Annotated in this window: 11 protein-coding genes and 2 pseudogenes; 6 read left to right on the forward strand and 7 right to left on the reverse strand. The window is 51.8% G+C overall.

What is annotated here, in order from left to right:
* Nucleotides 1–6: 6 nt before the first annotated feature.
* Together hisP and rpnB (AB4H76_RS07775) are read left to right on the forward strand one after the other, a co-directional pair.
* Nucleotides 7–780 (forward strand): histidine ABC transporter ATP-binding protein HisP, encoded by a 774-nt coding sequence (gene hisP, locus AB4H76_RS07770; protein ID WP_420062581.1) that lies wholly within the window; start codon nt 7–9, stop codon nt 778–780.
* A 196-nt stretch (nt 781–976) separates the two neighbouring features.
* Nucleotides 977–1,321: pseudogene (gene rpnB, locus AB4H76_RS07775) on the forward strand (recombination-promoting nuclease RpnB); the annotation flags it as partial.
* 30 nt (nt 1,322–1,351) lie between these two features.
* Here the strand turns inward: rpnB (AB4H76_RS07775) and AB4H76_RS07780 are convergent.
* Nucleotides 1,352–2,514 (reverse strand): IS3-like element IS3 family transposase gene (locus AB4H76_RS07780; protein ID WP_085947771.1). Its coding sequence is split into 2 segments (ribosomal slippage): nt 1,352–2,253 and nt 2,253–2,514, totalling 1,164 coding nucleotides; the frame shifts between segments, so codons are not numbered across the junction.
* A gap of 65 nt (nt 2,515–2,579) precedes the next feature.
* Here AB4H76_RS07780 and rpnB (AB4H76_RS07785) point away from each other — a divergent pair.
* Nucleotides 2,580–3,128: pseudogene (rpnB, locus tag AB4H76_RS07785) on the forward strand (recombination-promoting nuclease RpnB); the annotation flags it as partial.
* 47 nt (nt 3,129–3,175) lie between these two features.
* Here the strand turns inward: rpnB (AB4H76_RS07785) and AB4H76_RS07790 are convergent.
* Genes AB4H76_RS07790 through yfcG form a run of 3 tightly spaced genes read right to left on the reverse strand, consistent with a single transcriptional unit; the run spans nt 3,176 to nt 5,156 of the window.
* A complete protein-coding gene (locus AB4H76_RS07790; RefSeq protein ID WP_001028341.1) occupies nt 3,176–4,069 on the reverse strand; it encodes a TIGR01777 family oxidoreductase in 894 nt (297 codons plus the stop codon).
* Nucleotides 4,070–4,089: 20 nt separating this feature from the next.
* Nucleotides 4,090–4,452: a dihydroneopterin triphosphate 2'-epimerase gene (gene folX / locus AB4H76_RS07795; RefSeq protein ID WP_000068457.1), complete on the reverse strand. Its 363-nt coding sequence runs from the start codon at nt 4,450–4,452 to the stop codon at nt 4,090–4,092.
* Nucleotides 4,453–4,508: 56 nt separating this feature from the next.
* Complete coding sequence (gene yfcG, locus AB4H76_RS07800) at nt 4,509–5,156, reverse strand: GSH-dependent disulfide bond oxidoreductase (RefSeq protein ID WP_000566471.1); 648 nt, start codon at nt 5,154–5,156, stop codon at nt 4,509–4,511.
* A 135-nt stretch (nt 5,157–5,291) separates the two neighbouring features.
* Here yfcG and yfcF point away from each other — a divergent pair, with 135 nt between their 5' ends.
* Genes yfcF through yfcD form a run of 3 tightly spaced genes read left to right on the forward strand, consistent with a single transcriptional unit; the run spans nt 5,292 to nt 7,143 of the window.
* Nucleotides 5,292–5,936, forward strand: coding sequence for a glutathione transferase (yfcF, locus tag AB4H76_RS07805; protein WP_000042440.1), 645 nt, complete (start codon nt 5,292–5,294; stop codon nt 5,934–5,936).
* Nucleotides 5,937–5,991: 55 nt separating this feature from the next.
* Complete coding sequence (gene yfcE, locus AB4H76_RS07810) at nt 5,992–6,543, forward strand: phosphodiesterase (protein WP_000772452.1); 552 nt, start codon at nt 5,992–5,994, stop codon at nt 6,541–6,543.
* A gap of 57 nt (nt 6,544–6,600) precedes the next feature.
* The gene (gene yfcD / locus AB4H76_RS07815; protein ID WP_000437935.1) at nt 6,601–7,143 is read left to right on the forward strand and encodes an NUDIX hydrolase YfcD; all 543 of its coding nucleotides are present in this window, start codon (nt 6,601–6,603) and stop codon (nt 7,141–7,143) included.
* 32 nt (nt 7,144–7,175) lie between these two features.
* On the opposite strand, the gene yfcC is transcribed toward yfcD, so the two are convergent.
* From yfcC to ackA, 3 genes are all read right to left on the reverse strand, one after another.
* Nucleotides 7,176–8,696, reverse strand: a complete 1,521-nt coding sequence (yfcC, locus tag AB4H76_RS07820; protein ID WP_001274501.1) for a putative basic amino acid antiporter YfcC — start codon at nt 8,694–8,696, stop codon at nt 7,176–7,178.
* Between the two features lie 189 nt (nt 8,697–8,885).
* A complete protein-coding gene (pta, locus tag AB4H76_RS07825; protein WP_000086722.1) occupies nt 8,886–11,030 on the reverse strand; it encodes a phosphate acetyltransferase in 2,145 nt (714 codons plus the stop codon).
* Between the two features lie 74 nt (nt 11,031–11,104).
* On the reverse strand, nt 11,105–12,307 hold the full coding sequence (ackA, locus tag AB4H76_RS07830) for an acetate kinase (RefSeq protein ID WP_000095707.1): 1,203 nt from the start codon (nt 12,305–12,307) through the stop codon (nt 11,105–11,107).
* Between the last annotated feature and the right edge of the window lie 23 nt (nt 12,308–12,330).

The following is a 12,330-nucleotide window of genomic DNA, read 5'->3' on the forward strand; positions in this document are numbered from 1 at the left end:
AATACGATGTCCGAGAATAAATTAAACGTTATCGATTTGCACAAACGCTACGGCAAACATGAAGTGCTGAAAGGGGTCTCACTGCAAGCGAATGCCGGAGATGTAATAAGCATCATCGGATCGTCGGGATCGGGGAAAAGTACCTTTCTGCGCTGCATTAACTTCCTCGAAAAACCGAGTGAAGGGTCGATCGTGGTCAATGGCCAGACGATCAATCTGGTGCGCGACAAAGACGGTCAACTCAAAGTCGCCGATAAAAATCAACTGCGCTTACTGCTCACACGCCTGACGATGGTATTCCAGCACTTCAATCTCTGGAGCCATATGACGGTGCTGGAAAACGTCATGGAAGCGCCGATTCAGGTGTTGGGCCTGAGCAAGCAGGAAGCGCGCGAGCGGGCGGTGAAGTATCTGGCAAAAGTCGGGATAGACGAACGTGCGCAGGGGAAATATCCGGTGCATCTTTCCGGCGGTCAGCAACAGCGTGTTTCTATCGCGCGGGCGCTGGCGATGGAACCGGAAGTTTTACTGTTTGATGAACCTACCTCGGCGCTCGATCCTGAACTGGTAGGCGAAGTGTTGCGTATTATGCAGCAACTGGCAGAAGAGGGGAAAACCATGGTGGTAGTGACTCACGAAATGGGCTTTGCTCGCCATGTTTCTACTCATGTCATTTTCCTCCATCAGGGGAAAATAGAAGAAGAGGGCGCGCCGGAGCAGTTATTTGGCAACCCGCAAAGCCCTCGTCTGCAACGGTTCCTTAAGGGATCGCTGAAATAATTTCCTCTCCGGTGGCTAACGCTGCCGGAGTATTTTCATGGGGAATTTGCGAGTCAGCTTCCGCTGAAATGTAAAAGTTACAGTCCGCTAAAAATACTTCTGAATTCGCTGTCCAAAGATAAAAACTGCCTGCTGCATTGGGTGTTAATCGTGGTTATTGTCGCGTCATCTTAAATTTGAGGGGTGACGGAACGCCATGACAATATCGACAACTTCCACGCCGCATGATGCGGTATTTAAATCTTTTTTACGCCATCCAGACACCGCGCGGGATTTTATTGATATTCATCTTCCCGCGCCGCTGCGCAAACTGTGTGATTTAACGACGCTTAAACTGGAACCAAACAGTTTTATTGATGAAGACCTGCGGCAATATTATTCCGACCTCTTGTGGTCTGTGAAAACGCAGGAGGGAGTGGGTTATATTTATGTAGTGATAGAGCACCAAAGTAAGCCGGAAGAATTAATGGCTTTTCGCATGATACGTTATTCCATTGCGGCAATGCAAAACCATCTTGATGCGGGCTATAAAGAGCTTCCATGATCCTACCCACGTAATATGGACACAGGCCTAAGCGAGGTTCTTGTTTTCAAATTGTTCCGGACTGAGGCCGCCACACCAACTGTGCCGCCGCCACCGATTGTAATCACATTCGATATAATTAAACACCGTTGCCCGCATTATTTCCCGGCTGATAAAGTGTTCTCCATGGATACATTCCACTTTCAGCGAATGAAAGAAGCTTTCCACGCAGGCATTATCGTAGCAGCAACCTTTTGCGCTCATACTTCCACGCAGATTATGCCGCTTCAGTTGCGCCTGATAATCTGCTGAACAGTACTGGCCTCCACGGTCCGTGTGAACGATAACGTTCCGGGGCCTCTTACGCCGCCACAGCGCCATCTGCAGGGCATCGCAGGCCAGTTGCGCCGTCATGCGTGGCGACATTGACCAGCCAATAACGGCACGTGACCACAGGTCAATGACCACTGCCAGATACAGCCAGCCTTCATCTGTACGTAAGTACGTGATGTCTCCTGCCCACTTCTGGTTCGGGCCACTGGCGTAAAAATCCTGCTCCAACAGATTTTCTGACACAGGCAGGCCGTGTGCGCGGTAGCTGACCGGGCTGAACTTCCGGGAGGCCTTTGCCCTCAGTCCCTGACGGCGCAGGCTTGCCGCCACGGTTTTTACGTTAAAGGGGTAACCCTGAGCACGCAGTTCATCCGTCAGGCGTGGGGCACCGTAACGCTGTTTTGACCGGGTAAAAGCCGCGAGGACAACGCTGTCGCAGTGTTGGCGGAACTGCTGACGCGTGCTTATCCTTGTCCGCCGCTGACACCACGTATACCAGCCGCTGCGGGCCACCCGGAGCACGCGGCACATTGCTTTGATGCTGAACTCAGCCTGATGTTTTTCAATAAAGACATACTTCATTTCAGGCGCTTCGCGAAGTATGTCGCGGCCTTTTGGAGGATAGCCAGCTCTTCATCCCGTTCTGCCAGCTGGCGTTTGAGACGTGCAATCTCGGTAGACATCTCCAGTTCACGTTCAGAAGACGTCTGCTGATTTTGCTGTTTACTGCGCCAGTTGTAGAGTTGTGATTCATACAGGCTGAGTTCACGGGCTGCGGCAGTAACACCGATGCGTTCAGCAAGCTTCAGGGCTTCACTGCGAAATTCAGGCGAATGCTGTTTACGGGGTTTTTTACTGGTTGATACTGTTTTTGTCATGTGAGTCACCTCTGACTGAGAGTTTACTCACTTAGCCGCGTGTCCACTATTGCTGGGTAAGATCACCATTGGTGATCCCGATGCTGTTTTATCATGGTTGCAGAAGTCCTTATCCTTATTCACTCTGCTGGCTTGATGAATTTGCCGAGCCTGCTATAGCCCGCAAAATATATTCATCGGCTTTTCCGTTGGTGGATATTACCGTGGTGCCGGATGACGAGATTATGCAACACCGCAAAATGGCGCTGTTGGAGTTAATTCAGAAACATATTCGTCAGCGCGATCTGTTGGGATTAGTCGACCAAATTGTTTCGCTGCTAGTTACAGGGAACACTAATGACAGACAGCTAAAAGCCCTGTTTAATTACGTATTACAAACAGGGGATGCCCAGCGTTTTCGTGCATTTATTGGTGAGATAGCGGAACGCGCACCACAAGAAAAGGAGAAACTGATGACCATTGCTGACAGATTACGTGAAGAAGGCGCAATGCAGGGCAAACACGAAGAAGCCCTGCGTATTGCTCAGGAGATGCTGGATAGAGGTTTAGACAGAGAGTTAGTTATGATGGTGACCCGACTTTCACCAGACGATCTTATCGCGCAAAGCCACTAATCCTGTAACACCGGGAGTTAACTGGCGGATGTTTGCTGTAAACCACATCAGCGAACGACATCCGCCAGCGCCTCTTCTAAATCGTACCAGCGAAACGCAAAACCCGCTTCTTCCAGCCGTTTAGGCAGCGCGCGTTGTCCACCTAATACCAGTACTGAAGATTCGCCCATTAACAGTCGAATGGCGGTCGCGGGGACGCGCAAAATGGCCGGGCGATGCAGCGCATGACCGAGCGCATGGGCAAATTGTTCATTGCGTACCGGGTAGGGCGAAACCATATTAAATGGCCCGCGCAGCTCGTTATCCAGCAGCCAGAGAATACCGTTGACCATATCATCAATATGAATCCAGGCCAGATACTGCCGACCAGAGCCAATCGGCCCGCCCAGGCCAAGACGAAACGGCGGCAGCATTTTACCGAGAATACCGCCATCCGGTGCCAGCACTACACCGGTACGCAGCAGGCACACTCGCGTTTTGTCACTTTGCGCCCGGCAGGCAATTTCTTCCCAGCGAGCGCAGAGTTTATGGGTAAATTCGTTATGCGGCGGTTCCTCTTCGGTAACCACCACTTCACCTAAGTCACCATAATAGCCCGTTGCCGAGCCGGAAATGAGTACCGACGGTGGCGTGTCGCTGGCATTAATCAAATCGACCAGTTTTTGCGTGATATTCCAGCGGCTTTGGCAGAGACGCTCTTTTTGCTCGTGAGTCCAGCGTTTATCAGCAATCGGTTCTCCGGCCAGGTTGATTACCGCATCAACGCCGTTGAGGTTGCTTTGATCGGCAAGCCCTTGCCATAGTGTCACCCGAGGGCCGAGAACGGAACTGGCTTTCTGCGGGTTACGCGTCACTACCGTAATTTGATGGCCCAGCTCCAGCAAACGCGGAATCAAATGGCGACCAATTAATCCTGTCCCTCCGGTGATCACTATGTTCATGCAGCCTCCCGATATGGCGATTAACGCTGCCAGCTTAAGGTCATGGATACCGAATCGGCGTAGCGCAGCGCGTGCAGTTTATCGATCTCCACTTCAGCATACGTCACCCAGTGATGTTCACGTGCGATATCGAGCACATCCTGAGTTAATTTTTCCAGCAAAGAGAAACGGTTATTCTCTACATGCTGAATAATGTTTTTCGTTACGGTGCGATAATTCAGCGCATCGTTGATATCTTCGCTAGTGCGCGCTTTATCGGCGGGGTAGTGGATCGTCACATTGATAACAATATCCTGACGGTTGTTAATTTCTTCTTCCTTAATTCCGATAAACGTACGCAAACGAAGGTTCTTTATACGAATAATAGCGGCAGGTTGTGCCATTGCAGGTTCTCCGTTGTTTTACTTAGGATGAAATAATACACGAGAACCTGTTTCTGTTAACTATCCGAACGCTCATCACCGAGTTGTGCTTTTAGCAGTGCCTGCCCGGTGGCAGGGCGCGAACGGATCCGCTCATGCCAGTTCTTGACTGCCGGATACATTGCTAGGTCAATTCGCTGGCGAGTCCAGGCATTAACCCACGGCCAGCAGGCAATATCCGCAATGCTGTAGTTCTCGCCTCCCAGCCAGGGCGAGTTTTCCAGCCGCTTGTTCAGTACATGGTAAAGACGCTGAGTTTCAACCTGATAACGTTCAATAGCGTAAGGAATGGTTTGGGGGGCTGCGTGATTAAAATGATGATTTTGCCCAAGCATCGGCCCCAGTCCGCCTACCTGCCAGAATAACCACTGTAATGTGGCGGCGCGCTCACGCGTTTCATGACTCAAAAAGAGTCCTGTTTTCTCAGCCAGATACAACAAAATGGCACCAGACTCAAAGAGGCTTAGCGGTTCGCCGCCATCGGCAGGAGAATGATCAACAATTGCCGGAATTTTGTTGTTGGGCGAAATGCGCAAAAATTCCGGACGAAACTGACCGCCTTTCCCCAGGTCTACCTTAATCAAGCGATAATCCAGCTCTGCTTCTTCGAGAAACAGCGTAATTTTGTGACCATTGGGTGTCGGGGCGAAATAGAGATCGATCATTGCAGCTCCGGTTGTTTAATCATCTGAACACCACAAGTATAGAAAGCGCGGCGACTTACGTGAGTATTCGTCACGTGACAGTGACAAAAAGGCTCTATAGTTTGATAGCCAGCCCCCTTTATTGCCGAGGACATAATGAGTAAACCCGCTATCACGCTTTGGTCAGATGCCCACTTTTTCTCCCCTTATGTGTTATCCGCCTGGGTGGCGTTGCAGGAAAAAGGCCTGTCGTTTCATATCAAGACCATCGACCTCGACAGCGGTGAACATTTGCAGCCGACGTGGCAAGGTTACGGTCAGACACGCCGTGTGCCGTTATTACAAATCGATGATTTTGAGTTGAGTGAATCTTCTGCCATTGCGGAGTATCTGGAAGATCGATTTGCGCCACCGACCTGGGAACGTATTTATCCGCTTGATTTAGAAAATCGTGCGCGTGCACGACAGATTCAGGCCTGGCTGCGCAGCGATCTGATGCCCATCCGCGAAGAGCGTCCGACGGATGTTGTCTTTGCGGGGGCGAAAAAAGCGCCACTAACGGCCGAGGGAAAAGCCAGTGCAGAGAAACTGTTCGCGATGGCAGAACATTTGTTAGCACTGGGTCAGCCGAATTTATTTGGTGAATGGTGCATTGCTGATACTGATCTGGCGCTAATGATTAACCGCCTGGTACTACATGGCGATGAGGTGCCAGAACGCCTGGTGGATTATGCGACATTCCAGTGGCAGCGAGCGTCTGTCCAGCGTTTTATTGCACTTTCGGCGAAGCAATCTGGCTGATAGCAACGACAGAATCCAGTATCATAGCTTACGTTTTTTCGACGAGGAGTGAGTGATGAAACTGATGTTTGCATCGGACATTCATGGGTCGTTACCGGCGACGGAACGTGTTCTGGAGTTGTTTGCCCAAAGCGGTGCCCAGTGGCTGGTGATCCTTGGCGACGTGTTGAATCACGGCCCGCGTAATGCTTTACCGGAGGGTTACGCGCCAGCCAAAGTCGCTGAACGGCTTAATGAAGTGGCACATAAGGTTATCGCTGTGCGCGGCAACTGCGACAGCGAAGTGGATCAAATGCTGCTGCATTTCCCGATAACCGCGCCGTGGCAACAGGTATTACTGGAAAAACAACGTCTGTTTTTGACGCATGGTCATCTTTTTGGCCCGGAAAATCTACCTGCTTTAAACCAGAACGATGTGCTGGTGTACGGTCATACCCATCTGCCAGTGGCAGAACAGCGGGGGGAGATTTTCCACTTCAACCCCGGCTCGGTGAGTATTCCGAAAGGCGGTAATCCGGCGAGTTATGGCATGCTGGATAATGACGTACTTAGTGTAATCGCACTCAATGATCAAAGTATCATTGCGCAGGTCGCGATTAATCCGTAATTTACCCACAACTCAAAATGCGCCGTAAGAGCGCCAGAAAAAGAAGGTTTCCTGATAATGGAACAGCGTCGTTTGGCAAGTACTGAATGGGTGGATATTGTCAATGAAGAGAACGAAGTCATTGCACAAGCCAGCCGGGAACAAATGCGGGCACAGTGTCTGCGTCATCGTGCAACTTACATCGTCGTGCATGATGGCATGGGCAAAATTCTGGTCCAGCGTCGTACCGAGACAAAAGACTTTTTACCCGGCATGTTGGATGCGACCGCAGGCGGTGTAGTCCAGGCCGATGAGCAACTGCTGGAATCCGCGCGTCGCGAAGCGGAAGAAGAGTTGGGCATTGCCGGTGTCCCCTTTGCCGAGCACGGGCAGTTCTATTTCGAAGATAAAAATTGCCGTGTCTGGGGCGCGTTGTTCAGCTGCGTCTCTCACGGTCCCTTCGCCCTACAGGAAGATGAAGTCAGTGAAGTTTGCTGGCTGACGCCGGAAGAAATCACCGCACGCTGCGATGAGTTCACTCCAGACTCGCTGAAAGCGCTGGCGTTGTGGATGAAGCGCAATGCCAAAAATGAAGCCGTAGAGACTGAAACGGCAGAATGAAAAAAGAGCCGCAATTGCGGCTCTTAACATTTTTAGTGGTAGCCCATCAACTGAGCGCCGATCACTACGACGCTGGACATAATAAACAGCAGTCCAAGTAGGGTCGCGCCCACCTTCAGCCAGTTACGGAAGTCCACCCTGCACACACCGAGAGTTGCCATTAACGAAGCTGAGGTTGGGTAAATGATGTGACTGAAGCCATCACCAAACTGGAATGCCAGCACGGTAACCTGACGGTTAACACCGACCAGATCGCCAAGCGGTGCCAGTAACGGCATGGTTAACGCCGCCTGACCAGAACCGGACGTCACGAAGAAATTAAATACCGCCTGGAAGAGCAACATAAACCAGGCCGCGACCGCGTTGTCCAGACCGCTAATGGCATTGGCAATGCTGTTGAGGATGGTATTTAACACGCTGGCATCACCCGCTTCACCATTACCGACCAGCAGCAAAATCCCTTTGGCGAAACCCACCAGCAGGGCAGGGGCGATCATCATTCGCGCCCCTTCGGTAAAGGATGAAGCCATGGTATTAACCGTCATGCCGTTAAGGCGGAAAACAACGCCGATGATGCCAATCACCAGACCCATGGTGAAGAACTGGCTGGCAATTTCTGGAATAAACCAGGCATTAACGATCACGCCCCAAATCACCCAGACCATTACGGCGGTCAGGACAATCAATACCAGCCAGTCACCAAAGGTAAACGGACGTTGTTCAACATCCGCCTGCTTTTCACGAAAGAAGCGGTCGGACTCATGCACGCGTGACAGAAGAGGATTCTTTTTCACTCGTGAGGCGTACACCATGGTAAAGATCAGGCCAATCATAGTGGCGATAACCCACACCACGATGCGCAACCCGGAGCCAGAAAGCACCGGAACGCCGGCAATCCCCTGAGCAACGACCACACAAAACGGGTTCATCCACGAACTGGCAAAACCGATTTGCGTGGCGATATAGGTCACCAGGACGGTGGTAATACTGTCATAGCCCAGCCGGACCATTAGCGGTGCGATGATAATGGCAAAGGCGACGGCCTCTTCTCCCATACCAAATACCGCGCCGCCAAGTGAAAACAGGATAAAGAGCGCAGGAATAAAGAGAATTTCATTCCCACGGGTATGGCGAATAAGCGCCAGGATACCGTTATCAATGGTTCCTGTACGCATCACAATGCCAAACGCGCCGCCAATCACCAGCATAAACATGATGATGCCAACGGCTGTCCCGTATTTCGATCCTGAGGTTAACCCTTCAAACGGGAAGTTCATCAGGCCCGGGCGTTCATCGCCCGTCGTGAACAGCTGTACGCGGTGATACTCAGGTTCGCCTGCTTCGTTAGTCAGAATGCGAAATGAGTGTGGATCTACGACTTTGCGTGTTTTTGTTTGACCATCAACCTGATACTGCACTTCCTGACTGTCAAACATGCCCACCGGAACTACCCAGGTGGCAAGACTGGTTAAAATGGCAACAAAAAAGATAATCACCAACGTATCGGGCATTGCCCATCTTCTTGTTGGTTTGGATTCAGTGATTGCGGACATAGCGCAAATATTCCCTTGCACAAAACAAAGTGGTAAGTATGCAAAGTGAAATGGCGCAATTCATTGATGCAGCGCAGTTAAGCAAGATAATCAGAAAGGATTAATGCAGATTAAGAGAATAAAAAACCGGAAATAGTGATTATTTCCGGTTCAGATATCCGCAGCGCAAAGCTGCGGATGATGACGAGATTACTGCTGCTGTGCAGACTGAATCGCAGTCAGCGCGATGGTGTAGACGATATCGTCAACCAGTGCGCCACGGGACAGGTCGTTAACCGGCTTGCGCATACCCTGCAGCATCGGCCCGATGGAGATCAGGTCGGCAGAACGCTGTACCGCTTTGTAGGTGGTGTTACCGGTGTTCAGATCCGGGAAGATGAACACGGTAGCGCGACCTGCAACCGGAGAGTTCGGCGCTTTGGATTTCGCAACGTCAGCCATTACCGCAGCGTCGTACTGCAGCGGACCGTCGATCATCAGGTCAGGACGTTTTTCCTGCGCCAGACGAGTTGCTTCGCGAACTTTTTCTACGTCGCTACCTGCACCAGAAGTACCGGTGGAGTAGGAGAGCATAGCAACGCGCGGTTCGATACCGAAGGCCGCAGCGGAATCAGCGGACTGAATCGCGATTTCTGCCAGCTGTTCAGCGGTCGGATCCGGGTTGATCGCACAGTCACCGTAAACGTAAACCTGTTCCGGCAGCAGCATGAAGAACACGGAAGATACCAGGGAGCTGCCCGGTGCAGTTTTGATCAGCTGCAGCGGCGGACGGATGGTGTTTGCGGTAGTGTGAACAGCACCGGAAACCAGACCATCAACTTCATCCTGTTCCAGCATCAGCGTACCGAGCACCACGTTGTCTTCCAGCTGTTCGCGGGCAACGGTTTCGGTCATGCCTTTGTTCTTACGCAGTTCGACCAGACGACCAACATAGCTTTCGCGAACCACTTCTGGATCAACGATTTCAATCCCTGCACCCAGTTCTACACCCTGAGACGCTGCAACACGGTTGATCTCTGCCGGATTACCCAGCAGTACGCAAGTTGCGATACCACGTTCAGCACAGATAGCGGCTGCTTTAACGGTACGCGGTTCGTCACCTTCCGGCAGTACGATACGTTTGCCCGCTTTGCGCGCAAGTTCAGTCAGCTGATAACGGAACGCAGGCGGAGACAGACGACGGCTGCGCTCAGAAGTGGCAGTCAGAGATTCGATCCAGTCAGCGTTGATGTAGTTAGCAACGTATTCCTGAACTTTCTCGATACGTTCGTGATCGTCAACCGGAACTTCCAGGTTGAAGCTCTGCAGGCTCAGAGAGGTCTGCCAGGTGTTGGTGTTCACCATAAATACCGGCAGGCCGGTAGCGAAAGCACGTTCGCACAGTTTAGAAATGCGCGCGTCCATTTCGTAGCCGCCAGTCAGCAGCAGGGCACCGATTTCTACGCCGTTCATGGCTGCCAGGCAAGCGGCCACCAGCACGTCAGGACGGTCTGCGGAAGTCACCAGCAGAGAACCGGCACGGAAGTGCTCCAGCATGTGCGGAATGCTGCGTGCGCAGAAAGTGACGGATTTAACGCGGCGAGTATTGATGTCGCCTTCGTTGATGATGGTCGCATTCAGGTGGCGAGCCATATCGATCGCACGAGTCGCGATCAGGTCAAAGCTCCACGGCACAGCGCCGAGAACCGGCAGCGGGCTGGATTCTTGCAGCTTCGCCGGATCAACATTGTTTACTTTAGCTTTGGAAGAGTCGTCGAAAATCTCGGACAGATCCGGGCGAGTACGACCCTGTTCATCAACCGGTGCGTTCAGTTTGTTAACGATAACGCCGGTGATGTTGGTGTTTTTGGCACCGCCGAAGCTGTTGCGGGTCAGTTCGATACGCTCTTTCAGCTGTTCCGGGGTGTCAGTGCCCTGAGACATAACGAAGACGATTTCCGCATTCAGCGTTTTAGCGATTTCGTAGTTCAGAGACTGGGCAAACTGGTGCTTACGTGTCGGGACCAGACCTTCAACCAGAACGACTTCAGCGTCTTTGGTGTTAGCGTGGTAGTTTGCGACGATCTCTTCCATCAGCACATCTTTCTGATTGCTGGAAAGCAGACCTTCAACGTAGCTCATTTTCAGCGGTTCAGCGGCCGTCGTGGTGGAAGAGTTCGCACGCACGATAGTCGTAGTCTGATCGGGCGCATCGCCACCGGTACGCGGCTGAGCGATAGGTTTGAAAACGCTCAGACGAACGCCTTTGCGTTCCATTGCACGGATCACGCCAAGGCTGACGCTGGTCAGACCGACGCTGGTTCCGGTAGGGATCAGCATAATAATACGGGACACGGTTTATCCTCTTTCGTTACCGCCGATTTGGCGGGTTACAAAACAGCACCGCCAGCTGAGCTGGCGGTGTGAAATCAGGCAGTCAGGCGGCTCGCGTCTTGCGCGATAACCAGTTCTTCGTTGGTTGGGATAACCACCGCAGGACGGGTACCTTCTTTGTTGATGAAACCAGATTTGCCGAAACGTGCAGCCAGGTTGCGTTCATGATCAACTTCAAAGCCCAGCACGCCCAGTTTGCCCAGAGACAGTTCACGAACCATCGCGGCATTTTCACCGATACCACCAGTGAATACAACAGCGTCCAGACGACCATCCATCAGCGCAGTGTAGGCACCGATGTATTTCGCCAGGCGGTGGCAGTAAACGTCCATTGCGCGCTTCGCGTCTTCTTTCGTCGCGTAGTTGTCTTCAACATAGCGGCAGTCGCTGGTCACTTCGGTCAGACCCAGCAGGCCAGACTCTTTGGTCAGCAGTTTGTTGATTGCGTCAACGCTCATGCCCAGGGTGTCGTGCAGGTGGAAGATGATCGCCGGATCGATATCACCAGAACGGGTACCCATGACCAGACCTTCCAGCGGGGTCAGGCCCATAGAGGTGTCAACGCATTTACCGTTGCGGATAGCAGAAACGGAACCACCGTTGCCCAGGTGGCAGGTGATGATGTTCAGTTCTTCTACCGGTTTGTTCAGCATTTTTGCCGCTTCCTGGGTTACATAGAAGTGGCTGGTGCCGTGCGCGCCGTAACGACGGATGCCGTGCTCTTTGTACAGGTTGTAAGGCAGGGCGTAGAGGTAAGACTCTTCCGGCATAGTCTGGTGGAACGCGGTGTCAAATACAGCAACGTTTTTGTCTTTCAGCTGTGGGAAAGATTTCAGAGCTTCTTCGATACCGATCAGGTGAGCCGGGTTGTGCAGCGGTGCAAAAGAAGCTGCATCTTTGATACCCTGAATAACAGACTCATCGATCACTACGGAGCTGGTATACTTTTCGCCGCCGTGTACGATACGGTGACCGATAGCAGTCAGCTGCGCAGACAGTTCTGGTTTTTGTGCCAGAATAGTATTAACGATAAAGTTGAGCGCTTCGCTGTGAGCGGCGCCTGCACCTAAAGCCGCTTCCTGTTTATTGCCGTCCATTTTCCATTTGATACGTGCTTCAGGCAGGTGGAAACATTCGGCTAAACCAGAAAGGTACTCTTCACCATTTACTGCATCGATGATGGCAAATTTCAGTGAAGAACTACCGCAGTTCAGAACCAGTACTAACTTACTCGACATGGAAGTACCTATAATTGATACGT

It is taken from the genome of Escherichia sp. UTM R2 (assembly GCF_048593455.1).
In the GTDB taxonomy this organism is placed as follows: Bacteria; Pseudomonadota; Gammaproteobacteria; order Enterobacterales; family Enterobacteriaceae; genus Escherichia; species Escherichia coli.

What these genes read in the sequence shown, in the direction of transcription:
- hisP (WP_420062581.1), top strand. Translation starts at nt 7, where the DNA reads ATGTCCGAGAATAAATTAAACGTTATCGATTTGCACAAACGCTACGGC.
- AB4H76_RS07790 (WP_001028341.1), bottom strand. Translation starts at nt 4,069, where the DNA reads ATGAACATAGTGATCACCGGAGGGACAGGATTAATTGGTCGCCATTTG.
- folX (WP_000068457.1), bottom strand. Translation starts at nt 4,452, where the DNA reads ATGGCACAACCTGCCGCTATTATTCGTATAAAGAACCTTCGTTTGCGT.
- yfcG (WP_000566471.1), bottom strand. Translation starts at nt 5,156, where the DNA reads ATGATCGATCTCTATTTCGCCCCGACACCCAATGGTCACAAAATTACG.
- yfcF (WP_000042440.1), top strand. Translation starts at nt 5,292, where the DNA reads ATGAGTAAACCCGCTATCACGCTTTGGTCAGATGCCCACTTTTTCTCC.
- yfcE (WP_000772452.1), top strand. Translation starts at nt 5,992, where the DNA reads ATGAAACTGATGTTTGCATCGGACATTCATGGGTCGTTACCGGCGACG.
- yfcD (WP_000437935.1), top strand. Translation starts at nt 6,601, where the DNA reads ATGGAACAGCGTCGTTTGGCAAGTACTGAATGGGTGGATATTGTCAAT.
- yfcC (WP_001274501.1), bottom strand. Translation starts at nt 8,696, where the DNA reads ATGTCCGCAATCACTGAATCCAAACCAACAAGAAGATGGGCAATGCCC.
- ackA (WP_000095707.1), bottom strand. Translation starts at nt 12,307, where the DNA reads ATGTCGAGTAAGTTAGTACTGGTTCTGAACTGCGGTAGTTCTTCACTG.